The 22,254-nt window shown below is 33.2% G+C and carries 24 protein-coding genes, 1 pseudogene and 1 other annotated feature; of the genes and pseudogenes, 24 read left to right on the plus strand and 1 reads right to left on the minus strand.

What is annotated here, in order from left to right; translation table 11 throughout:
- Window positions 1–109: 109 nt before the first annotated feature.
- The 3 genes and pseudogenes from HMPREF3239_RS04860 to HMPREF3239_RS04865 all read left to right on the plus strand — a co-directional run bounded on the left by HMPREF3239_RS04860 (window position 110) and on the right by HMPREF3239_RS04865 (window position 1,504).
- The gene (locus HMPREF3239_RS04860; RefSeq protein WP_001092058.1) at window positions 110–772 is read left to right on the plus strand and encodes a class I SAM-dependent methyltransferase; all 663 of its coding nucleotides are present in this window, start codon (window positions 110–112) and stop codon (window positions 770–772) included.
- A gap of 228 nt (window positions 773–1,000) precedes the next feature.
- Window positions 1,001–1,144 (plus strand): annotated as a pseudogene (locus HMPREF3239_RS12070) (JAB domain-containing protein); the annotation flags it as partial.
- 78 nt (window positions 1,145–1,222) lie between these two features.
- On the plus strand, window positions 1,223–1,504 hold the full coding sequence (locus tag HMPREF3239_RS04865) for a hypothetical protein (protein ID WP_053029581.1): 282 nt from the start codon (window positions 1,223–1,225) through the stop codon (window positions 1,502–1,504).
- A 57-nt stretch (window positions 1,505–1,561) separates the two neighbouring features.
- Here the strand turns inward: HMPREF3239_RS04865 and HMPREF3239_RS04870 are convergent, their stop codons facing one another.
- Window positions 1,562–1,741, minus strand: a complete 180-nt coding sequence (locus HMPREF3239_RS04870) for a hypothetical protein (protein ID WP_053029580.1) — start codon at window positions 1,739–1,741, stop codon at window positions 1,562–1,564.
- A gap of 168 nt (window positions 1,742–1,909) precedes the next feature.
- Here HMPREF3239_RS04870 and HMPREF3239_RS04875 point away from each other — a divergent pair, with 168 nt between their 5' ends.
- From HMPREF3239_RS04875 to hisS, 21 genes are all read left to right on the plus strand, one after another.
- Entirely contained in the window at window positions 1,910–2,386 is a 477-nt protein-coding gene (locus HMPREF3239_RS04875) for a DUF4930 family protein (protein WP_053029579.1), read from the plus strand.
- A gap of 80 nt (window positions 2,387–2,466) precedes the next feature.
- Window positions 2,467–2,592 (plus strand): hypothetical protein, encoded by a 126-nt coding sequence (locus HMPREF3239_RS12625; RefSeq protein ID WP_141763588.1) that lies wholly within the window; start codon window positions 2,467–2,469, stop codon window positions 2,590–2,592.
- Window positions 2,593–2,789: 197 nt separating this feature from the next.
- Window positions 2,790–3,626 (plus strand): rod shape-determining protein MreC, encoded by an 837-nt coding sequence (gene mreC, locus HMPREF3239_RS04880; protein ID WP_070854914.1) that lies wholly within the window; start codon window positions 2,790–2,792, stop codon window positions 3,624–3,626.
- Window positions 3,626–4,135 (plus strand): rod shape-determining protein MreD, encoded by a 510-nt coding sequence (gene mreD, locus HMPREF3239_RS04885; RefSeq protein WP_070854915.1) that lies wholly within the window; start codon window positions 3,626–3,628, stop codon window positions 4,133–4,135. The genes mreC and mreD overlap by 1 nt, the downstream gene beginning before the upstream one ends.
- Before the next feature lie 45 nt (window positions 4,136–4,180).
- Window positions 4,181–4,256 (plus strand) — a sequence feature (ribosomal protein L21 leader region).
- A gap of 13 nt (window positions 4,257–4,269) precedes the next feature.
- On the plus strand, window positions 4,270–4,578 hold the full coding sequence (rplU, locus tag HMPREF3239_RS04890) for a 50S ribosomal protein L21 (RefSeq protein ID WP_002448968.1): 309 nt from the start codon (window positions 4,270–4,272) through the stop codon (window positions 4,576–4,578).
- A 3-nt stretch (window positions 4,579–4,581) separates the two neighbouring features.
- Window positions 4,582–4,902 carry a ribosomal-processing cysteine protease Prp gene (locus tag HMPREF3239_RS04895; RefSeq protein WP_053029576.1) on the plus strand — a complete coding sequence of 107 codons (321 nt, stop codon included), beginning with the start codon at window positions 4,582–4,584 and terminating at the stop codon, window positions 4,900–4,902.
- Window positions 4,903–4,913: 11 nt separating this feature from the next.
- Window positions 4,914–5,198 carry a 50S ribosomal protein L27 gene (rpmA, locus tag HMPREF3239_RS04900; RefSeq protein WP_011275573.1) on the plus strand — a complete coding sequence of 95 codons (285 nt, stop codon included), beginning with the start codon at window positions 4,914–4,916 and terminating at the stop codon, window positions 5,196–5,198.
- Between the two features lie 152 nt (window positions 5,199–5,350).
- Entirely contained in the window at window positions 5,351–6,643 is a 1,293-nt protein-coding gene (obgE, locus tag HMPREF3239_RS04905; protein WP_070854916.1) for a GTPase ObgE, read from the plus strand.
- A gap of 11 nt (window positions 6,644–6,654) precedes the next feature.
- A complete protein-coding gene (locus HMPREF3239_RS04910; protein WP_070854917.1) occupies window positions 6,655–7,110 on the plus strand; it encodes an ACT domain-containing protein in 456 nt (151 codons plus the stop codon).
- Window positions 7,111–7,122: 12 nt separating this feature from the next.
- Window positions 7,123–7,728 (plus strand): Holliday junction branch migration protein RuvA, encoded by a 606-nt coding sequence (gene ruvA / locus HMPREF3239_RS04915; RefSeq protein ID WP_053029573.1) that lies wholly within the window; start codon window positions 7,123–7,125, stop codon window positions 7,726–7,728.
- 51 nt (window positions 7,729–7,779) lie between these two features.
- Window positions 7,780–8,775: a Holliday junction branch migration DNA helicase RuvB gene (gene ruvB / locus HMPREF3239_RS04920; protein ID WP_053029572.1), complete on the plus strand. Its 996-nt coding sequence runs from the start codon at window positions 7,780–7,782 to the stop codon at window positions 8,773–8,775.
- Window positions 8,776–8,785: 10 nt separating this feature from the next.
- The gene (gene queA / locus HMPREF3239_RS04925) at window positions 8,786–9,811 is read left to right on the plus strand and encodes a tRNA preQ1(34) S-adenosylmethionine ribosyltransferase-isomerase QueA (RefSeq protein ID WP_053029650.1); all 1,026 of its coding nucleotides are present in this window, start codon (window positions 8,786–8,788) and stop codon (window positions 9,809–9,811) included.
- A 19-nt stretch (window positions 9,812–9,830) separates the two neighbouring features.
- The gene (gene tgt / locus HMPREF3239_RS04930) at window positions 9,831–10,970 is read left to right on the plus strand and encodes a tRNA guanosine(34) transglycosylase Tgt (protein WP_070854918.1); all 1,140 of its coding nucleotides are present in this window, start codon (window positions 9,831–9,833) and stop codon (window positions 10,968–10,970) included.
- A gap of 16 nt (window positions 10,971–10,986) precedes the next feature.
- Window positions 10,987–11,247 (plus strand): preprotein translocase subunit YajC, encoded by a 261-nt coding sequence (gene yajC, locus HMPREF3239_RS04935; RefSeq protein ID WP_011275581.1) that lies wholly within the window; start codon window positions 10,987–10,989, stop codon window positions 11,245–11,247.
- Between the two features lie 226 nt (window positions 11,248–11,473).
- The gene (secDF, locus tag HMPREF3239_RS04940) at window positions 11,474–13,759 is read left to right on the plus strand and encodes a protein translocase subunit SecDF (RefSeq protein WP_070854919.1); all 2,286 of its coding nucleotides are present in this window, start codon (window positions 11,474–11,476) and stop codon (window positions 13,757–13,759) included.
- Window positions 13,760–13,897: 138 nt separating this feature from the next.
- Entirely contained in the window at window positions 13,898–16,171 is a 2,274-nt protein-coding gene (recJ, locus tag HMPREF3239_RS04945; protein WP_070854920.1) for a single-stranded-DNA-specific exonuclease RecJ, read from the plus strand.
- 21 nt (window positions 16,172–16,192) lie between these two features.
- On the plus strand, window positions 16,193–16,711 hold the full coding sequence (locus HMPREF3239_RS04950) for an adenine phosphoribosyltransferase (protein WP_053029568.1): 519 nt from the start codon (window positions 16,193–16,195) through the stop codon (window positions 16,709–16,711).
- 374 nt (window positions 16,712–17,085) lie between these two features.
- Window positions 17,086–19,275 (plus strand): RelA/SpoT family protein, encoded by a 2,190-nt coding sequence (locus tag HMPREF3239_RS04955; protein ID WP_053029567.1) that lies wholly within the window; start codon window positions 17,086–17,088, stop codon window positions 19,273–19,275.
- A 15-nt stretch (window positions 19,276–19,290) separates the two neighbouring features.
- Window positions 19,291–19,743, plus strand: a complete 453-nt coding sequence (gene dtd, locus HMPREF3239_RS04960) for a D-aminoacyl-tRNA deacylase (RefSeq protein ID WP_070854921.1) — start codon at window positions 19,291–19,293, stop codon at window positions 19,741–19,743.
- On the plus strand, window positions 19,740–20,615 hold the full coding sequence (locus tag HMPREF3239_RS04965) for an N-acetylmuramoyl-L-alanine amidase family protein (protein ID WP_070854922.1): 876 nt from the start codon (window positions 19,740–19,742) through the stop codon (window positions 20,613–20,615). Before dtd ends, HMPREF3239_RS04965 begins: the two co-directional genes overlap by 4 nt.
- Window positions 20,616–20,974: 359 nt before the next feature.
- Window positions 20,975–22,243: a histidine--tRNA ligase gene (gene hisS / locus HMPREF3239_RS04970; protein WP_070854923.1), complete on the plus strand. Its 1,269-nt coding sequence runs from the start codon at window positions 20,975–20,977 to the stop codon at window positions 22,241–22,243.
- Window positions 22,244–22,254 lie beyond the last annotated feature (11 nt).

Consider the following 22,254-nt stretch of genomic DNA (forward strand, 5'->3'; position numbering starts at 1 on the left):
TATTGTCTTTGGATAAAATTGTCTAAAGGGAAGTTTTATCCCCAACGAAAAAACATCTAAAGTGGTAAGTAATGAAAGAATGTCGATAAAGTAGGAATGGGGGATCTTTTTGAATACAATAGAATCACAGTTTGATAAGGTTGCAGAAGATTACGATTTCGTGAATGAGCTTTTGAATGATTATTCATTCTTTGTGTCTAATATGTCTCCAAAGAAAGGCAGAGCATTAGATATCGGATGTGGCTCGGGTTTGTTAGTGGAGAAATTAGCAAGTTATTATGATGAAGTGGTAGGGATTGATATTTCTAATCAAATGCTCGATCTTGCCAAATCTAAACGTCAACTAACAAATACGGTCTATCTGAATATGAATGCAGAACAACTTAATTTTAATGAGAAGTTTGATTTTATTGTAAGCCGAACAACCTTTCATCATTTGGATGATATAGCCAGCGTAATACAGCAAATGAAGGAACTGTTGAATGAGGAAGGAAGAATAGTTATTCTTGATAATGTATCTGAAGTCGAGACACCGCCTACCTATGTTTATAAATTAGGGGCAATCCAAGAGTTTTTACCGCATTGTTTCAAATTTGGAATAAAAAATGCGATTAGAATTTATAATCACAACACATCTAAATCATGGCTTGAGCATTTAGCTTCAGATAAGTACCTATCTGAACAAAATTATTACGATTTATATGAAAAGTTGTTGCCTGGATGCCAATTCCATAAAATGGGTTGGGCAATGGGGGTTGTCTGGACAAAATAACTTAAAGCTGTGGCTTTGAAAAGTTGAATTTGTGATTGTTTTCAGAGCTATCGGGTGCTTTAGTATAAATAACAATGAATAAAAAATCAGCCTGTATCTTATGTTACTATTAAGTAATTTAAGATACAGGTTTTACTATTTTTGAAATAAGTACCTTCCACTTCAAATACATGTATTCAAAGTGAAAGTATTGATTTAAATGATTCTTTTGTAATTTACTCTTGATAAGATGTCACACCTTCTAAAGAAGATATAGCAACTACTATAAGATTAAAAGATTGCGGTGAATTATTAGGGATTCAAGTCCTTGATCATATTATTATTGGAGATCAGAAATATGCAAGTTTAGTGGAAGAAGGTTATTTTGAATAAGTCAATTTAAAGAATGATTTGTTTTAATGATTAATCATCTTGTATAATTGTGTTTGAAAAATTTTATAGAGGTGCTTTATGACATTATTTTTAATCATTGGGATTTTGATACCAGTTATATATGTATTAAGACTTACAATTAAAGAATACACCATTGGACTTAAAGAAATGCTTGTTACAGTTGTTCTTTCTATGATAGGCATTGCGATATTTACCGTGCTAGGCGTGTTGATTAGTGGCCAAGATATAAATATTGCTACATTAATTTTAGCTTCGTTAATTACAGGGGCTATATGGGGGATATTACTATCTAGCATTTATAAATTATTTAACTATCTAAGACATACATTTCGTAAATAAAAACTAGCCATTGCAATATCAATTATGATAAGTGATAATGCATGGCTAGTTTCCAATTTATTGAATATAGGCGGATAATACTTGGAAATTTTCCATAATCCAAAGTATACCTTGATATCCTAAATATAATCCTAATAGTATTAAGGCTGCAGATATTACAAATCTAAGAATTGCAAAACCAACCCTAAATAGCAATATCACAAGTAATGCAATTAAAATGATACTCACAATACTCATTATCAACACTCCTCATGAATATCCATAAACAATAATATAGTTATATTATAAAACATTCTTGATTAATTTGGTATCATACTTTAGTGCATACCATTTTCATGCTTAAGACTGATGATGTTGTGACAACGGTCATTTATAATAATATGGAATACTATTGGAGGGTATTTAATGCGATTTTTACTTAGTATTATTAAAAATATCATTGCAGTCATAGCTATTATTTGTATTATATATTTTGCATTAAAATACGCACCATTTTTAAGAGATCAAGATTGGAATCCAATTAATCATCCTATTAATAATGAGCAAGTCAGTAACGCACCAAATAATTTGAATCGTCCACAAAATATTCCGGCTAATGGTAAGCATTATGAAATCCAAGATAATGATATTTTACAAAATATACCAGCAAGTCAAACTAGAAATGTATTTAAATATTTGGATAAAAAAGAGTTTATGGCGGTTTCTGGTCTAGGTAGAATGGGATATAATGACAATTATTTAGCAGGTCAACGTGATGATGAATTCATTATTTATAAATTTGGTAGTGATCATATTAAAGTATATCGAACTGAAATAGAAATGGAACAAGATTTAAATGCGCTCGGTCAATATATTGAATTAAGACCTTTTGATGCATATTAATTAAGTTTTCATAATTGAACTCGCTTATTTTCTGCGTTATGGTTATGTTATAAACTAAATTTCGAAGGTTGGTGTGATGAATGTCTGAACAATCTAAAGAAAAACAAGCAAATGAACAAGCTAAAGCGCAAAATCTTTTCGCGAAATGGAGAAAAGATGGAAAACTTTATAGTGATGATGATAAAAAAGATAAAGACAAAAAGTAAAATTAATTTCAAAATGAGTTTGATGAGTAAGATTAGATAATATAGGCTATGTAACACGTTTCATAATAGTCTAGTTATCTAATCTCTTTTTTATTTTAAGATGATACTATAGAATAAACTTAGTGCTTTATTTAAGACTCCGAGTAATATAAAATAATATAGGATGATTAAAATTAGAATTTATAGAGGTGTTATGAGTGCAAAAGTTTTTCAAAAATAACAAATTAATTGTTGTTTTTTGTGCGGTTATTATTTTTATTGCACTGATTGGTTTGTCATTAAGATCGCAGACGCAATCACCTCCTGAACAATATGTAGGGGATTCCGTTTCTCTTGGACAAAGAGTCGTGAGTTATCCTGTCAATTTTGTTACTGGAGCGATTAATAATCTTTTTAGCTCAAATAAAACAACTGATAATAATAAAGTGAAACAGCTAGAGGCTAAAAATGAAAAGCTAGAAGCGGAAAATAAAGATTTAAAAAAAGAATTAGATATGACTGACATTTCTAAATATGATCCTATTTCTGGTGCAGTAATCGCTAGAAATGCAGATCAGTGGATGAATACAGTTATTATCGATAAAGGTAAAAAAGATGGTGTTAAATCTAATATGGCTGTTATGACCGCTGAAGGCTTAGTTGGAAGGGTAACGAAAGTCAACCAATTTTCAGCTCAAGTAGACTTATTATCAACGAATACAAGAACAGGTAAATTGTCTGTTAATATTCAACATGATTCTAAAAATGTGTTTGGCTTAATCGACCATTACGATAAAAAGAATCAGGAACTTGTGATTGGAAATATTAATAATAAAGATAAGATTTCAAAAGGCGATAAAGTTGTTACAAGCGGATTAGCCGATCAATTGCCAAGTGATTTATACATAGGTGAAGTTACCAAAGTTGAGAATGATGAGTATGGATTAGCAAAAGAAGTGAGCGTTAAGACGGGTGCCAATTTATCAGATATTAGCCACGTTTATATTGCCAAAAAAGATCCTGACAATGGTACGGATGAAAGCAGGGACAATTGATGAGAGTATTGTGGTACTTAATTGTTGGCGTTGTGTTGTTTTACATCGACAGCATCATTGGACTTGTGATACCGATGCATTTTGGTCATTTTGAGTTTAATCTTATCCCACACTTAATGTTATTATATATTTTGTTGTTAACAATTTATCGTGGCTTCGGTATAGGATTAATCTTTGCAGTATTATTTGGAATTGTAACGGATGTTTATACCGGTAGTGTATATGGCTTATATATGTTTGGTTACTTAGCACTCGTGGTTATTTTCGATAAATTCCTTAACGTTTTTTATCGAGATTACACTATGGTTTTTGCATTAAGTATTGCAAGTATCATTGTGTTTGAGATTTATATAGCAATGATATATGGTGTGATTGGGTTCGCAAATATTGATATCATTAATCTTATTTTATTGAGATTAATACCAACAGTAATAATGAATATCTTATTGTTAATGATTCTATTTCCTATATTTATGAAATTAATGAAAAAAACACAAAATCAAGATTGACACATAGATGTAGTAATGGTAAGATGCAGTAGTTGAGTAGTTTTATAGTACATACAACCGCTCAAATATAGGTTTAAGAACATTTCGATGTCACCTATATATGGCGTGACTTATAATTATAGGAGGTGCAAAGTATGTTTGCTATTATCGAAACAGGCGGTAAACAAATTAAAGTAGAAGAAGGTCAAGAAATCTTCGTTGAAAAATTAGATGTTAATGAAGGTGACTCATTCACATTTGATAAAGTTTTATTTGTAGGTGGCGATTCAGTTAAAGTTGGTGCGCCAACTGTTGAAGGTGCTACAGTTACTGCTACAGTTAATAAACAAGGACGCGGTAAAAAAATCACTGTATTTACGTACAAACGTCGTAAAGACTCTAAACGTAAAAAAGGTCATCGTCAACCATACACTAAATTAACTATTGATAAAATCAACGCTTAATCTATGATTACGGTTGATATTACTATTAATGATAGTGGAAAAGTAACTGACGTTATCATGGATGGTCATGCTAATCATGGTGAATATGGTCATGATATTGTTTGTGCAGGTGCATCAGCGGTTATATTTGGAAGTGTTAATGCGATTCTAGGTTTAACGACTGAGAAACCAGACATTGATTATGAAGATGACGGAGGTCATTTTCATATCAGAAGTGTAGATACAAACAATGAACAAGCGCAACTAATTCTTCAAGCGATGTTAGTTTCTTTACAAACGATTGAAGATGAATATAATGAAAATATCAGATTAAATTACAAGTGAGGTGTATCCCGATGTTAAAATTAAACTTACAGTTCTTCGCATCTAAAAAAGGGGTAAGTTCTACTAAAAACGGTCGTGACTCTGAATCTAAACGTTTAGGTGCTAAACGTGCTGACGGTCAATACGTTACAGGCGGTTCAATTTTATACCGTCAACGTGGTACTAAAATTTATCCTGGTGAAAATGTAGGTCGTGGTGGCGATGATACATTATTCGCTAAAATCGACGGCGTTGTTCGTTTCGAACGTAAAGGTCGTGACAAAAAACAAGTTTCTGTTTATGCAGTAGCTGAATAATTTTGTCTAGTTAACACCAGAAGTGAATGCTTCTGGTGTTTTATTTTGTTTTTATAGAATTTAACTAACTTTATTGTATTAGTTTTTTATACTTTAATGGATAATGATATAATATTGTCATTGAAGAACAAATCGTAAAAGAGGTGAGATATATGTTTGTCGATCAAGTTACAATATCTCTTAAAGCCGGTGATGGTGGTAATGGTATCACAGCTTATCGAAGAGAGAAGTATGTCCCATTTGGTGGACCTGCTGGTGGTGACGGTGGTAAAGGCGCATCAGTAGTTTTTGAAGTAGATGAAGGTTTAAGAACATTATTAGATTTTAGATATCAACGTCACTTTAAAGCTAAAAAAGGTGAAAATGGACAAAGTAGTAACATGCATGGTAGAGGTGCCGAAGATTTAGTATTAAAAGTACCACCTGGCACGATAATTAAAAGTGTTGAAACGGATGAAGTTTTAGCAGACTTAGTTGAAGATGGCCAACGCGCTATAGTTGCTCGAGGTGGACGAGGCGGACGTGGTAATTCTCGATTTGCAACGCCTAGAAATCCGGCGCCTGATTTTAGTGAAAATGGTGAACCTGGTGAGGAATTAGATGTTACATTAGAACTGAAATTACTTGCTGATGTTGGATTAGTAGGATTCCCTAGTGTAGGAAAATCAACGTTGTTATCAATCGTTTCCAAAGCTAAACCCAAAATTGGTGCCTATCATTTCACTACGATTAAACCGAATTTAGGTGTTGTTTCAACACCAGACAATAGAAGTTTTGTAATGGCTGATTTACCAGGTTTAATTGAAGGTGCTTCCGACGGTGTTGGATTAGGACATCAATTTTTAAGACATGTTGAACGTACAAAAGTAATTGTGCATATGATAGATATGAGTGGATCAGAAGGCAGAGATCCATATGAAGATTATCAAATCATTAATAAGGAATTAGTTAATTATAAGCAAAGATTAGAGGATAGACCTCAAATCGTTGTAGCTAACAAAATGGATATGCCTAACGCAGAAGACAATCTAACGCTATTTAAAGAAGAAGTAGATAATGATGTTGTAATCATTCCTGTCTCAACGATTACACGTGATAATATTGATCAATTGTTATATGCGATAGCGGATAAATTAGATGAAGTTAAAGATATTGACTTCAGCGTCGATAATGACGAAGAAGTAGGTGTTAACCGCGTACTTTATAAACATACGCCTTCACAAGATAAATTTACTATTACGCGAGATGATGATGGCGCTTATGTTGTCAGTGGTAATGCTATTGAAAGAATGTTCAAAATGACAGACTTCAATAGTGATCCTGCAGTTAGAAGATTTGCTCGACAAATGCGCTCAATGGGTATTGATGATGCATTGAGAGAGCGTGGTTGTAGTAATGGAGACATCGTTAGAATTTTAGGTGGAGAATTTGAATTTGTAGAATAGGAGTGCTAACAGTGGACAACAAAGATTATAAAAAGTTTTATTTGATACGAGAAGATGTTTTACCTGAATCAGTGGTTAAGACATTAAAAATTAAAGATGCTTTAAAAAATAATCCGGAATTGTCCATTTATGAAGCAGTTAAATTATTCGATCTTTCCCGGAGTGCATTTTACAAATATAGAGAAACCATATTTCCTGTAGATGAGAAAATGCTAGACCATCGTGAATTTACACTCATCCTTTATGTAAATGACATTGTAGGAATGCTAGCACAAGTACTGAATACTATTTCTAAACTACAATTATCTGTACTTACAATTCATCAAAGTGTACCTATGGAAGAGAAAGCTACGATAACGCTATCTTTAAGCGCCCAAAATACTACGATTTCAATTGACGAAATAATTAAAGCTTTACGAAATATTGATCATGTTTCTAAAGTCGAATTAATCAGTATGAGTATGTAAGGAAGGTTAATAATGTACGCTTATATTAAAGGGAAATTAACACAATTATTTCCAACTCACGTAGTTGTTGAAACATCGAATGGAGTAGGGTACGAAATTCAAACACCTAATTCTTATCGTTTTCAAAAATATTTGGACCAAGAAGTAGTCATATATACTTCTTTGATTGTTAGAGAAGATGCAGAGTTACTTTATGGCTTCATCAATGAAGAAGAAAAAGATATGTTTTTAAGTTTGATTAAAGTAACAGGGATAGGCCCTAAATCTGCATTAGCAATTTTAGCGACAAGCACTCCAAATGAAGTTAAACTAGCCATTGAGAATGAAAATGACGCTTATTTAACGAAGTTTCCAGGTATAGGGAAGAAAACTGCGCGTCAAATTGTGCTTGATTTAAAAGGAAAAGTACAAATTACAACAGAAACAACTGAATCACTACTCAGTATCAATGAAAATAGTTCAAATAATGAGCAACTAGTGAAAGAAGCTTTACTTGCGCTTGAAGCTTTAGGATATTCAAAACGTGAAATAGCTAAAGTTGAAAAAGTATTGAACAAATCATCATTTGATTCAGTTGATGAAGCAGTGAAACTCGGCTTAAAAACACTGGTATCTTGATTTTTTAAAAGCAGAGACAAAACATTAACTAATGTAACTGGGGGAGAAAATATGGATGACAGAATGGTTGATCAATCTTTGCATAATGAAGAAACGTCTTTCGAGCTGTCACTTAGACCAACAAGATTAAAACAGTATATAGGACAATCTTCAATTAAGAATAATCTCGAAGTATTCATTAAAGCGGCTAAACTTCGTGAAGAACCATTAGATCATGTACTTTTATTCGGACCACCAGGACTTGGTAAAACAACGCTATCTAATATTATTGCAAATGAAATGGATGTTAATATCAGAACTGTTTCAGGACCATCATTAGATAGACCTGGTGACCTAGCTGCGATACTTTCTGGCTTACAACCTGGCGATGTATTATTTATTGACGAAATTCACCGTTTAAGTAGTACTGTAGAAGAAGTGTTATATTCAGCAATGGAAGATTTCTTCATTGATATTATTATTGGTAAAGGTGACGAGGCGAGAAGTATTAGAATAGACTTACCTCCATTTACGTTAGTTGGTGCAACTACACGAGCTGGAAGTTTAACAGGCCCATTGAGAGATAGATTTGGTGTTCATCTAAGATTGGAATATTATAACGAAAATGATTTAAAAGAAATCATTATCCGTACAGCAGAAGTTTTAAATACTAAAATTGACGATGAAAGTGCGACTGAATTAGCGAAACGTTCGCGAGGTACACCACGTGTTGCCAATCGTTTATTAAAACGTGTCAGAGACTTTCAACAAGTTAATGAAGATGAACAAATTTATATTGAAACAACGAAACAAGCTTTACAATTACTACAAGTAGATGCAGAAGGTTTAGATTATATTGATCATAAAATGATGAGATGTATTATAAATCAATACAATGGAGGACCTGTAGGACTGGATACAATAGCGGTATCTATAGGTGAAGAACGTGTAACCATTGAGGATGTCTACGAGCCTTTTTTAATTCAAAAAGGCTTTATAGAACGTACACCTAGAGGTAGAAAAGCCACTGCATATGCGTATGAACATTTCAAAAATTTTAATAAATGAGGGAATAAAAATGAATGTTGAGGAATTTGATTATGACTTGCCTGAATCATTAATTGCTCAGACCCCTTTGAAAGATAGAGACCAAAGTAAATTATTGGTGTTAGGTAGAAAAGATGGTCACATCACACATAAACATTTCAAGGATGTGATTGATTATTTAGAAGCTGGTGATACGCTTGTCTTAAATGATACGCGTGTTATGCCTGCACGATTATTTGGTTTGAAAGAAGAAACTGGCGCAAAAGTTGAAATGCTAATGCTTACCCGAATTGAGGATAACGATTGGGAAGTATTACTTAAACCTGCAAAACGAATTAAAGTGGGTAATAAATTATCTTTCGGAGACGGTAAGATTGTAGCTGAATGCATCAAAGAATTAGATCAAGGTGGACGCATCATGCGTTTACATTATGAAGGAATATTAGAAGAAAGATTGAATGAACTCGGTGAAATGCCACTACCTCCATATATTAAAGAACGCTTAGATGATCCTGATCGTTATCAAACTGTATATGCCAAAGAAAGCGGCTCAGCAGCAGCGCCAACAGCTGGGCTACATTTTACAGATGAATTGTTAGATGATATTAGAGCTAAAGGAATAAATATTGCATTTATTACCTTACATGTTGGATTAGGTACATTTAGACCTGTGAGTGTTGAAGACATCAATGACCATGAAATGCACAGTGAATATTACCAAATGACACAAGAAACAGCGGACTTATTAAATCAAACTAAAAAAGAAGGCCACAGAATCATTTCTGTAGGTACAACATCTACTAGAACCTTAGAGACGATTCGTAGAGATTATAGTGAATTTGTAGCTGTCAGTGGCTGGACTGATATTTTTATCTATCCAGGATTTACGTACAAAGCGATAGATGGTTTGATTACTAATTTCCATTTACCTAAATCAACGCTTGTCATGCTTGTTTCCGCATTTAGTAGTCGAGAAAACATTTTAAACGCATATAAAGAAGCTGTTAACTTGGAATATAGATTCTTCAGTTTCGGTGATGCGATGTTAATTATTTAATGAATGAGAGGTATTAAATATGCCAGCAGTAACTTATGAACATATAAAGACTTGTAAACAATCAGGCGCACGCTTAGGTATCGTTCACACACCACATGGTTCTTTTGAAACGCCGATGTTTATGCCAGTTGGTACAAAAGCAACCGTTAAAACAATGAGTCCTGAAGAATTACGCCAAATTGAAGCTAAAATTATACTTGGAAATACGTATCATTTGTGGTTACAACCTGGAAATGATATTATCAAACAAGCTGGGGGTCTACATAAGTTTATGAATTGGGATGGCCCAATTCTTACTGACTCAGGTGGTTTCCAAGTATTTAGTTTAAGTAATCTTCGTAAGATCAGTGAAGAAGGCGTTGAGTTTAGACATCATACGAATGGATCGAAATTATTTTTAAGTCCTGAGAAATCGATGGAGATTCAAAATGATTTAGGTTCAGATATTATGATGGCGTTCGATGAATGTCCACCTATGCCTTCAGAATATAAATATGTAAAAGACTCAATTGAACGTACGACACGATGGGCTGAACGTTGCTTAAAAGCGCATAAGCGTCCTGATGATCAAGCGCTCTTTGGTATTATCCAAGGTGGAGAATACAAGGATTTAAGAGAACAAAGTGCGAAAGAATTAGTTGCACTAGATTTCCCTGGATATGCAATCGGTGGCTTATCTGTAGGTGAACCTAAACCAGTAATGTATGAAATGGTTGAACATACTGTGCAATATATGCCAGATGATAAACCACGTTACCTTATGGGTGTAGGGTCTCCAGATGCGTTAATTGAGTGTAGTATACGTGGAATGGATATGTTTGACTGTGTTTTACCGACGCGTATCGCTAGAAATGGTACATGTATGACATCGAACGGAAGATTAGTGATTAAGAATGCTAAATATGCCAACGATTTTAAACCACTAGATGAAAATTGTGATTGCTACACATGTAAGAATTATTCACGCGCATATATCAGACATCTGATTAAAGCTGAAGAAACTTTCGGTATCCGTCTTACTACTATTCATAATTTACATTTTCTGCTAAAATTGATGGAAGATATTAGACAAGCGATTCGAGAAGATCGTCTTTTAGATTTTAAAGATGAATTCTTTGAACAATATGGGCTTAATGTAGAGAACCCTAAAAATTTCTAAATAAGGAGACAACATAATGAACGTTTCAGCGTTAATTTTACCTATAATTTTAATTATAGTATTTTATTTCTTTTTAATTCGACCTCAACAAAAACGTGCGAAAGAGCATCGTGAAATGATTAGTCGAATTGAATCAGGTCAACGTATTACTACAATTGGTGGTTTAAAAGGAACTGTTAAAGCTGTGGATGAAACTACAGTTGTTATTACAGTTAATGGTCATGGTACTGAAATGACTTTCGAAAAACCAGCGATTAAACAAGTAGACCCTTCTTAATATTAAGGGAGATACGAAATGAATTATCTAAAGCTGTCGACAGAGATGATCTTTGTTGACAGTTTTTTTAGTTTTAAAGGGTTAGGTGCAATGATCTTAATTTCACTAATAGATGTGGTATGTTAATATAGATAGGTCATGTAATAACTATGTAATTTTTTATTAACTTGCACATGGTTTATTAAAAGATTATTCTTAGTACATAAGTAAACAATGAGGTGTTCATGTGAAGAAATTTAGTAGGATAATTGCATTCATACTAATCGTAGCCGTTCTATTTGTTGGAATGGGGATGACTTACAAGAATGTAGTTAAAAATGTAAATCTCGGACTAGATTTACAAGGTGGATTCGAAGTGCTTTATCAAGTTAAACCACTTGATGGGGATAAAAAAATCGATGAAAAAGCCTTGCAATCTACTGCTAGAACTTTGGAAAACCGTGTCAACGTGCTAGGTGTTTCTGAACCTCACATTCAAGTTGAGGATCCAGATCGTATCAGAGTTCAATTAGCAGGTGTAAAAGATCCTGATGAGGCACGTAAAATATTATCTTCTCAGGCTAATTTAACGATTCGTGATGCTAATGACAAAGTTAAATTAACAGGTAAAGATATTGTACAAGGCTCAGCTAAGCAAGAATTCAAGCAAGGTACAAATGAGCCGGCAGTTACGTTTAAATTAAAAGACCGCGCAAAATTTAAAAAAGTAACAGAAGAAATTTCAAAAAAACAAGAAAACATGATGGTAGTTTGGCTTGATTTTAAAAAAGGAGATAGCTACCATAAAGAATTAGAAAAACCTGAAGACAAACGTAAATTCGTTTCAGCAGCGTCTGTTGATCAACCAATTAATTCTGATAGCGTTGAAATTTCAGGTGGCTTCCATGGTCAAGAAGGTGTGGAACGTGCTAAACAAATTGCAGAATTACTTAACGCAGGTTCTTTACCAGTTGACTTAAAAGAAATTTACTCTAATTCAGTAGGTGCACAATTTGGTCAAGACGCACTTGATAAAGCTATATTTGCATCTGCAATTGGAGTAGCAATTATATACTTATTTATGGTAGGCTTCTACAGACTTCCAGGTATCGTTGCTATTATCGCATTAACAGTATATATTTACCTTACTTTAGTAGCATTTAACTTTATTTCTGGTGTGCTTACATTACCGGGATTAGCGGCACTTGTGCTTGGTGTAGGTATGGCGGTAGATGCGAATATTATCATGTATGAGCGGATAAAAGATGAATTGCGAATCGGTAGGACATTAAAACAGGCTTACTCTAAAGCAAATAAAAGTTCATTCTTAACTATCTTTGACTCGAACTTAACAACAGTAATTGCAGCTGGTGTGTTATTCTTCTTCGGTGAAAGCTCAGTTAAAGGTTTCGCAACAATGTTACTTTTAGGTATCTTGATGATATTTGTAACAGCCGTATTCTTATCAAGAGGTTTATTATCATTACTCGTATCTTCTAACTACTTTAAGAAGAAATTCTGGTTATTTGGTGTTAGTAAGAAGGATCGACATGATATTAATGAAGGCGTAGATGTTCATGATCTTAAAACCTCATACGAAAAATGGAATTTTGTAAAATTAGCAAAACCATTAATTGGATTTAGTATTTTAATCTTAATCGTTGGTATTGTTATATTGAGTATCTTCAAATTAAACCTAGGTATTGATTTTTCAGCAGGTACTAGAGTAGACATTGATTCTAATACGAAACTATCACAACCTAAAGTTGAACGTACGATGAAAGATTTAGGATTATCACCAGATCAAGTTCAAATTAATGGTAATGACAACAAACAAGCGACTGTTCAATTCAAAAAAGACTTATCTAAAAATAAAGTCGTAGAGTTAAATAAAAAAGTAAATGACGAGTATGGTCATAAACCAACAGTCAATACTGTATCACCTATGATTGGTCAAGAATTAGCTAAAAACGCAATGAAAGCACTTATATACGCTGCAATAGGTATTATTATCTATGTATCACTAAGATTCGAATGGAGAATGGGATTATCATCTGTTTTAGCATTGCTCCATGACGTCTTTATGATTGTTGCTTTATTCAGTTTATTCCGATTAGAAGTTGATATTACATTTATCGCAGCTGTACTAACCATTGTAGGTTATTCAATTAATGATACGATTGTTACATTCGACCGTGTAAGGGAGAACCTTCATAAAATTAAGGTTATTACTAAACTTGAACAAATCGATGAAATCGTCAATCGATCTATACGTCAAACAATGACACGTTCTATCAATACGGTATTAACTGTTATTGTGGTCGTAGTAGCGATTTTAATCTTTGGTGCATCAAGTTTATTTAACTTCTCATTAGCACTATTAATCGGATTAGTTTCTGGTGTATTCTCTTCAGTATTTATTGCTGTGCCATTATGGGGTATTATGAAAAAACGACAACTTAAGAAATCAGATAATGGTAAATTAACGGTATACAAAGAGAAAAAATCAAATGATGAAAAAATATTAGTATAAATTATAAGAGTAGAATGGTGAATTCAATTAGAATTCCGTTCTACTCTTTTTTAACGCTTTTAATAACTTAACGTTGATTACTTTTTATTTAGCTCAATTTTCGGTATAATGGCTTTTGGAAAAAGGGAGGATAATGACATGATTAAATCAAAATATAATTGGCTATATGAACCTCCAACACAATACATAGATGAAACATTAGCAAATAAACATCAATTAACACCTATTATAAAAAAAGTACTTGAAAGTAAATCCATTACTGAAGATGCGTCTATTAAAGCGATTTTAAATCAAACAGCCGTCAACCATGATCCTTGGTTATTAAGTGATATGGAAAAAGCGGTCAATCGAATTAATGAAGCTATAGATAAAAATGAACGCATTTTAGTATATGGTGATTATGATGCTGATGGTGTCACGTCTACGACTATATTGGTTAATACGTTAAAGACATTAGGTGCTGAGGTAGGTTGGTATATTCCGAATCGCTTCACAGAAGGTTATGGACCTAATGAACTTGCATTTAGAAATGCACATGACGAAGGTGTATCCCTAATCATAACTGTCGATAATGGTATACAAGGTCATAAAGAGATTGAAATGATACAAGAACTAGGCGTTGACGTTATTGTTACTGACCATCATGAAATTGGTCGAACGTTACCTTCAGCATATGCAATCGTGCACCCAATGCACCCGGAATATGATTATCCATTTCATTATTTGTGTGGTGCTGGCGTGGCGTATAAATTATCTCAAGTTTTATTGGATAATCCACCTAATTATTTTGTAGGCTTAGCTGCAATAGGAACGATTGCAGATTTAGTTTCATTGACTGACGAAAATCGTTCGATTGTAAAACAAGGATTAGCTTTGTTAAACGAAAGCTGTCCGATACAAATTAAAGCTTTACTTAACCAAGCGGGTTATAATGACACGATTAACGAAGAAACGATAGGTTTCATTATAGGACCCAGACTAAATGCAGTAGGCCGATTAGAAGATGCTTCGTTAGCAGCAGAATTATTAATGACAGAAGATGAAGAAGAAGCGGAATTTCTAGCGGAACAAGTTGAACATTTTAATATTGAACGTAAAGAGATAGTTGCTCAGATTACTGAAGAAGCATTAGCCATAGCCGAGGATAAAGTGAACAAGGGCAAACAATTTTTGTTATTAGCTAAAGAAGATTGGCATGAAGGTGTCCTTGGTATCGTAGCATCTAGAATAGTTGAAACCTATGGACTACCGACTTTGATGCTTAATATTGATTTAGAACAAAACCATGCTAAAGGGTCAGCACGAAGTATAGAGCAAGTATCTATGTTTGAAATTTTAAGTGCACATCAAGATTTAATTTCTAAATTCGGTGGTCACCATATGGCGGCTGGAATGACAATGGAAATTGATTATATTGAGTCGTTAGAGCAAGGATTAAATGAATGGATGCACCAATTATCAGAACATACGTCATTAGAGCCAAACAAACGTGTCGCAGTTAAATTAGAAGAGAATGATATTACGATTAACAATATTCGTGATATTCAAAGACTCAGTCCATTTGGTACGGATTTTGAGAAACCGTTATTAGAATTAGATGACAATGAAGTTGTAGATGTTAAAGCCATAGGCAAAGATAAAAACCACTTAAAATTAGTAACTGGGCAGTTGAAACTGCAAAGTTTATTTTGGCAAAATGGTGATTTAGCTACGCAAATAGAACTTGGTCAACCAATTAATCTTCTGGGTAATTTGCAAATCAACGAATGGAATGGTAATCAATCACCACAATTTATTATTCAAGATATTGCAACAAATAATGAACAAATATTAGACTATCGAAGTAAACGTAAACAATTGAATTTGGATCCTAATGATACTAATATTGCATTCTTGATTCATCCTAAAAAAGAAAAATTACATGATAATTACTATTATTATGGTGATAAAATAAATGGGGACCATGAAGTCGTTGTCTTAAGAGATTTACCACTTGATTTAGAGAGTTTAAAAATGAGTCTCGAAGAATTAAATTATTCTCAACTTTATTTAGTGTTACAACACCAACAATCAATCTATTTTGATGGTATGCCGACGACGACGCAATTCAAAAACTGTTATAAAGCACTAATAACTAAAAAAGAAACAAATTTAGAACAAGAAGGCATGTTATTATGTCAATTTCTAGATGTAAAGCCTAACATTTTAAAATTTATGCTAAAAGTATTTTTTGAGTTAGGTTTTGTAACAGAGGAAAATGGTATAATTAAAATTAAAGATAATCCTAATAAACAAAATATTGAAACAAGTCGTGTTTATCAACTAAGACAATCAAGAATGGAAGTTGAGAAACTTCTTCTTTATGATGATTTTACGCAACTAAAAACTTGGATTAAATCACAAAAGGGTTAGATTATAGGAGGAAATAGATAAATGGATTTAAAGCAATATGTTTCGGAAGTGCAAGATTGGCCAAAACCGGGAGTAAGTTTCAAAGATATAACTACAATCATGGATAATGGAGAAGCTTATGGTTATGCTACCGATCAAATTGTAAAATATGCTAAAGACAGAGATGTAGATGTTGTTGTAGGTCCAGAAGCTAGAGGATTTATCATTGGATGTCCAGTAGCGTATTCAATGGGTATTGGTTTTGCGCCAGTTAGAAAAGAAGGTAAGTTACCTCGTGAGGTCATTCGCTACGAATATGACTTAGAGTACGGAACAAATGTTTTAACGATGCATAATGATGCAATTAAACCAGGTCAACGTGTGCTTATCACAGATGATTTGTTAGCAACTGGAGGTACGATTGAAGCTGCAATTAAATTAGTTGAAAAGCTTGGCGGTATCGTTGTTGGAATTGCATTTATTATTGAACTTAAATATTTAAATGGTATTGAAAAAATTAAAGATTATGACGTTATGAGCTTAATTTCATACGATGAATAATTGACTAGCGTACGACATAAGCGTTGCGCATGTTGATTAATTCTTGCGTAATAAGTGGGAGTGGGATAATGAATTCGAAAGGAATTCTATCTTATTCCCACTTTTTGTTACTAAAATAAACGACTTGTTTTTGTTTTAGTGTAACACCATTTATTTATTTAAAAACTTGTAGTATCATAGAACTATTATTTATATAATTGTTAAAGCTTTTATAGTTCTTTTAACATTTGATAAAATTAAAGTAATACTCGCATTTCTATATCGAAATAGATGATATACTCGGATTAAAGAAGGACAATGTATGTTTTCTTAATTTTCAAAAATTCGAATATTGGTTGAGTATTTGAAATACAAATGAGTTGGGGTGTCATATATTGAATAACGAGTATCCATATAGCGCTGACGAGGTGCTAAATAAAGCTAAATCATATTTATCAACTGATGATTATCAATACGTCTTAAAAAGTTACCATATCGCTTATGAAGCTCATCAAGGCCAGTTTCGTAAAAATGGTCTTCCGTATATCATGCATCCTATTCAAGTAGCGGGCATACTTACAGAAATGCGTTTAGATGGTCCAACGATTGTTGCTGGATTTCTTCATGATGTTATAGAGGATACACCATATACATTTGATGATGTGAAGGATATGTTTAATGAGGAAATCGCACGAATTGTGGATGGCGTAACTAAACTAAAAAAAGTAAAATATCGTTCTAAAGAAGAACAACAAGCAGAAAATCATCGTAAATTATTTATTGCAATCGCAAAAGATGTTCGAGTCATACTTGTTAAACTAGCAGATAGATTACACAATATGAGAACATTAAAAGCGATGGCCCGAGAAAAACAAGTGCGTATTTCAAAAGAAACATTAGAAATTTATGCACCATTAGCGCATCGTTTAGGTATTAATACAATTAAATGGGAATTAGAAGATACTGCGTTACGATACATAGATAGTGTTCAGTATTTCCGTATTGTTAATTTAATGAAAAAGAAACGTAGTGAAAGAGAAGCATATATCGCAAACGCTATAGATAAAATTCAAACAGAAATGGTGAAAATGGATATCACTGGTGACATTAGTGGTAGACCGAAACATATTTATAGTATTTATCGTAAAATGATGAAACAGAAAAAGCAGTTTGATCAAATATTCGATTTATTAGCTATTCGCGTAATAGTTAATTCAATTAATGATTGTTATGCAATATTAGGATTAGTTCATACGTTATGGAAACCAATGCCTGGACGATTTAAAGATTATATTGCAATGCCTAAACAAAATATGTATCAATCGCTTCATACAACAGTAGTTGGACCAAATGGAGACCCATTGGAAATTCAAATTAGAACGTATGAAATGCATGAAATTGCAGAACATGGTGTTGCTGCGCATTGGGCATATAAAGAGGGTAAAACCGTCAATGAAAAGAACCAAGATTTCCAAAACAAATTGAATTGGTTAAAAGAATTAGCTGAAGCCGACCATACTTCATCTGATGCACAAGAATTTATGGAATCATTGAAGTATGATTTGCAAAGCGATAAAGTATATGCGTTTACACCTGCAAGTGATGTTATCGAATTACCTTATGGTGCTGTTCCAATTGATTTCGCCTATGCCATTCATAGTGAAGTCGGTAATAAAATGATTGGTGCTAAAGTAAACGGTAAAATTGTCCCAATTGATTATGTCCTACAAACTGGAGATATTATTGAAATTCGCACCAGCAAGCATTCGTATGGGCCAAGTAGAGATTGGCTCAAAATAGTTAAATCATCAAGTGCTAAAAGTAAAATTAAAGGATTCTTTAAAAAGCAAGACCGTTCCTCTAACATTGAAAAAGGTAAATTTATGGTTGAAGCTGAAATTAAGGAACAAGGCTTTAGAGTAGATGATATTTTAACGGATAAAAATATTGAAGTCGTCAATGAAAAATATAATTTTGCTAATGACGACGATTTATTTGCTGCTGTTGGTTTTGGTGGTGTAACAGCACTTCAAGTTGTGAATAAATTAACGGAAAGACAACGGATACAAGACAAGCAAAAAGCACTTAACGAAGCACAAGAAGTGATTAAGTCATTACCAATCAAAGAAGATATCATTACGGATAGTGGTGTTTATGTTGAAGGTATTGAGAACGTATTAATCAAACTCTCAAAATGTTGTAATCCAATCCCAGGAGATGATATTGTAGGTTATATCACTAAGGGACATGGCATTAAAGTACATCGCACGGATTGTCCAAATGTTAAAAATGAAACAGAGCGATTAATCGCAGTTGAATGGGTAAAATCTAAAGATTCAACACAACGATACCAAGTTGACCTAGAGGTAAGTGCTTATGATCGTAATGGTTTATTAAATGAAGTAATACAAGCTGTTAATTCTACAGTTGGAAGTATTATCAAAATTAATGGACGTTCTGATACAGATAAAAATGCAATTATCACAATTAGTGTTATGGTACGTAACGTTAATGATGTCTTCCGTGTTGTGGAGAAACTTAAACAACTAAGTGATGTATACACTGTAAGTAGAGTATGGAATTAATGAGGTGCTATTAATATGAGAGTAGTTGTACAAAGAGTAAAAAGAGCAGCAGTTACAAATGACAGCATTCATAATGAAATAGACAAAGGTTATTGCTTGCTAGTTGGTATAGGTAAGGAAACAACTGAAGCCGACATAGAAGCAGTTGCTAAAAAAATCATAAATGCACGTTTGTTTGAAGATGATAATGGCAAACTTAATTTAAATATTCAACAGGTGGATGGTCAAATTTTATCTATTTCACAATTTACGTTATATGCTGACGTCCGCAAGGGTAATCGACCTGGATTTTCAAATTCAAAGAACCCTGAAGAAGCCAATGTGTTATATGAAAAATTTAACACTGTCTTAAGATCGTACGATGTTGAAGTGCAAACTGGTGAATTTGGCACGGACATGGAAGTTGAAATTATAAATGATGGTCCAGTTACGATTATTTATGAAAGTCAGGATGGCAAAATAATATGAATAAAATAGATGCATGGTTATCTAAACATGATCTTAAAAATCTAACAACATTGGTTGTTGTATGCGCATTTATATTATTTTTAATTTTATTATATATGCTTATGAATCATAGTGATCAAGGAAGCAATAGAATTACAGTTTCTGAAGATGCTGAATTACTTACTGGTCCAAATGCCGCCTATCCTGTGATTTATCATGTCGATAAAGGCGACACATTCACAAGATTAGGTAAATCTGGTAAATGGATAGAAGTTGAAAGTAGAGATGGCACTGAAAAGGGATGGATAGCTGGATGGCATACAAGCTTAAATATTGAAGCGGATGCTAACAAGAATGAAAACCCTTTGAAAAATAAGGTCATTGTCTTAGACCCTGGACATGGAGGCAATGACCAAGGTGCATCCAGTAATACTACAAAAAAGAGTTTAGAGAAGAATTATACTTTGAAAACTGCAAAAGAATTGAAGCGTGCACTTGAAAAAGCAGGTGCAACAGTAAAGTTAACGAGATCAGATGATACTTATGTTAGTCTAGATGATAGAAAAATGAATGGTGATGCTTTTATCAGTATACATAATGATTCTCTTGATAGTCCTAATGCAAATGGTGCAACGGTTTATTGGTATAAAGATAATCAGGAAACATTAGCAGAGACGTTGAATGCTAATATACAAAAGAAAGCATTATTGTCTAATAGGGGCACACGACAAGAGAACTTCCAAGTACTTAGACAAACGAATAAGCCAGCTGTATTATTAGAGCTTGGTTATATTAGTAATCCAACTGATGAAGTAATGATCAGAGATCAAATCCATAGACAAGTTGTAGAAGAAGCTGTTGTTGATGGATTAAAACAATATTTTGCATCTTAAAGCTTGCAAACTATACATAAACTCGTTATCATAGTTATTGAACTTTATAATTAATACCGATATGATTCTTGAAAGTATAAATGAAAGAGACAACAATTCATATAATTGTGTAGAGATATAATCCTTGGCTGGAAGATTATACTGAGTAATTTATAACTTTGAACACAAGAACAGGTGCTTTAATAGATTAAGCCGATTGACGTACGTTACGCGTTTTGAGTGGTAACTTAGTTTAAGAAATAGACTTCGTTACAATTAGGGTGGCAACACGGCGATTCGTCCCTTGTATAGTAGTTATACTATATAAGGGGCTTTTTTTATTAAAGAGAGTTTAAAAAAGAAAATGAAGGAGTGATTGTGTGATTAGAATTCCTAGAGGTACACAAGACATCTTACCTGAAGAGTCTAGTAAGTGGCGCTATATAGAAAACCAATTAGACGAATTAATGAAATTATACAATTATAAAGAAATACGCACACCTATTTTTGAAAGTACAGATTTGTTCGCTCGTGGCGTCGGCGATTCTACAGATGTCGTACAAAAAGAAATGTACACGTTCAAAGATAAAGGTGATAGAAGTATAACATTAAGACCAGAAGGAACAGCAGCAGTTGTGCGTTCTTATATTGAAAATAAAATGCAAGGGTTACCAAATCAACCTGTCAAATTATACTATAATGGCCCAATGTTTAGATACGAACGTAAGCAAAAAGGGCGTTATCGTCAATTTAATCAATTTGGTGTTGAAGCAATTGGTGCTGAAAATCCAAGTATGGATGCCGAAGTTTTAGCAATGGTGATGCATATATATGAATCATTTGGCTTAAAACATCTAAAATTAGTTATCAATAGTATTGGTGATGCTGATTCACGTAAAGAATATAATGAAGCACTGATTCGTCATTTCGAACCAGTTATTGATACGTTTTGTGATGATTGTAAATCAAGACTGCATACTAATCCGATGAGAATATTGGATTGTAAAGTAGATAGAGATAAAGAAGCGGTTAAAAATGCGCCGAGAATCACTGACTATTTAAATGAAGAGTCAAAAGCTTATTATGATGAGGTCAAAAGTCATTTGGATCGTTTAGGTATTTCATATGTAGAAGATCCAAATCTTGTACGTGGACTTGATTATTATACACACACTGCTTTTGAATTAATGATGGACAATCCTAATTATGACGGTGCTATAACTACTTTATGTGGCGGTGGTCGTTATAATGGATTACTTGAACTATTAGATGGACCAAGTCAAACAGGTATTGGTTTCGCATTAAGTATCGAAAGATTGTTGTTAGCACTTGAAGAAGAAGGCATTGAACTTAACGTTGAGGATGAGTTTGATTTATTTATTGTTACAATGGGCGAAGAAGCTGAAAGATATAGTGTTAAGCTTTTAAATCAATTGAGAAAAGCCGGTGTTAGAGCCGATAAAGACTATTTGCAACGTAAAATAAAAGGCCAAATGAAACAAGCCGATCGTTTAAATGCTAAATATACAGTTGTCATTGGTGATCAAGAACTCGAGAATGAAACGATTGATGTTAAAGACATGACGACTGGTGAATCTGAAACAATTAAGTTAACAAACTTAGTGAATTATTTTCAAAACAAAAAATAAATGATTATAAA

This window comes from Staphylococcus sp. HMSC34C02 (genome assembly GCF_001838705.1).
Lineage (GTDB): Bacteria > Bacillota > Bacilli > Staphylococcales > Staphylococcaceae > Staphylococcus > Staphylococcus borealis.

What these genes read in the sequence shown, in the direction of transcription:
- HMPREF3239_RS04865 (WP_053029581.1), top strand. Translation starts at nt 1,223, where the DNA reads ATGACATTATTTTTAATCATTGGGATTTTGATACCAGTTATATATGTA.
- HMPREF3239_RS04870 (WP_053029580.1), bottom strand. Translation starts at nt 1,741, where the DNA reads ATGAGTATTGTGAGTATCATTTTAATTGCATTACTTGTGATATTGCTA.
- HMPREF3239_RS04875 (WP_053029579.1), top strand. Translation starts at nt 1,910, where the DNA reads ATGCGATTTTTACTTAGTATTATTAAAAATATCATTGCAGTCATAGCT.
- HMPREF3239_RS12625 (WP_141763588.1), top strand. Translation starts at nt 2,467, where the DNA reads ATGTCTGAACAATCTAAAGAAAAACAAGCAAATGAACAAGCTAAAGCG.
- mreD (WP_070854915.1), top strand. Translation starts at nt 3,626, where the DNA reads ATGAGAGTATTGTGGTACTTAATTGTTGGCGTTGTGTTGTTTTACATC.
- rplU (WP_002448968.1), top strand. Translation starts at nt 4,270, where the DNA reads ATGTTTGCTATTATCGAAACAGGCGGTAAACAAATTAAAGTAGAAGAA.
- HMPREF3239_RS04895 (WP_053029576.1), top strand. Translation starts at nt 4,582, where the DNA reads ATGATTACGGTTGATATTACTATTAATGATAGTGGAAAAGTAACTGAC.
- rpmA (WP_011275573.1), top strand. Translation starts at nt 4,914, where the DNA reads ATGTTAAAATTAAACTTACAGTTCTTCGCATCTAAAAAAGGGGTAAGT.
- obgE (WP_070854916.1), top strand. Translation starts at nt 5,351, where the DNA reads ATGTTTGTCGATCAAGTTACAATATCTCTTAAAGCCGGTGATGGTGGT.
- ruvA (WP_053029573.1), top strand. Translation starts at nt 7,123, where the DNA reads ATGTACGCTTATATTAAAGGGAAATTAACACAATTATTTCCAACTCAC.
- ruvB (WP_053029572.1), top strand. Translation starts at nt 7,780, where the DNA reads ATGGATGACAGAATGGTTGATCAATCTTTGCATAATGAAGAAACGTCT.
- queA (WP_053029650.1), top strand. Translation starts at nt 8,786, where the DNA reads ATGAATGTTGAGGAATTTGATTATGACTTGCCTGAATCATTAATTGCT.
- tgt (WP_070854918.1), top strand. Translation starts at nt 9,831, where the DNA reads ATGCCAGCAGTAACTTATGAACATATAAAGACTTGTAAACAATCAGGC.
- yajC (WP_011275581.1), top strand. Translation starts at nt 10,987, where the DNA reads ATGAACGTTTCAGCGTTAATTTTACCTATAATTTTAATTATAGTATTT.
- recJ (WP_070854920.1), top strand. Translation starts at nt 13,898, where the DNA reads ATGATTAAATCAAAATATAATTGGCTATATGAACCTCCAACACAATAC.
- HMPREF3239_RS04950 (WP_053029568.1), top strand. Translation starts at nt 16,193, where the DNA reads ATGGATTTAAAGCAATATGTTTCGGAAGTGCAAGATTGGCCAAAACCG.
- dtd (WP_070854921.1), top strand. Translation starts at nt 19,291, where the DNA reads ATGAGAGTAGTTGTACAAAGAGTAAAAAGAGCAGCAGTTACAAATGAC.
- HMPREF3239_RS04965 (WP_070854922.1), top strand. Translation starts at nt 19,740, where the DNA reads ATGAATAAAATAGATGCATGGTTATCTAAACATGATCTTAAAAATCTA.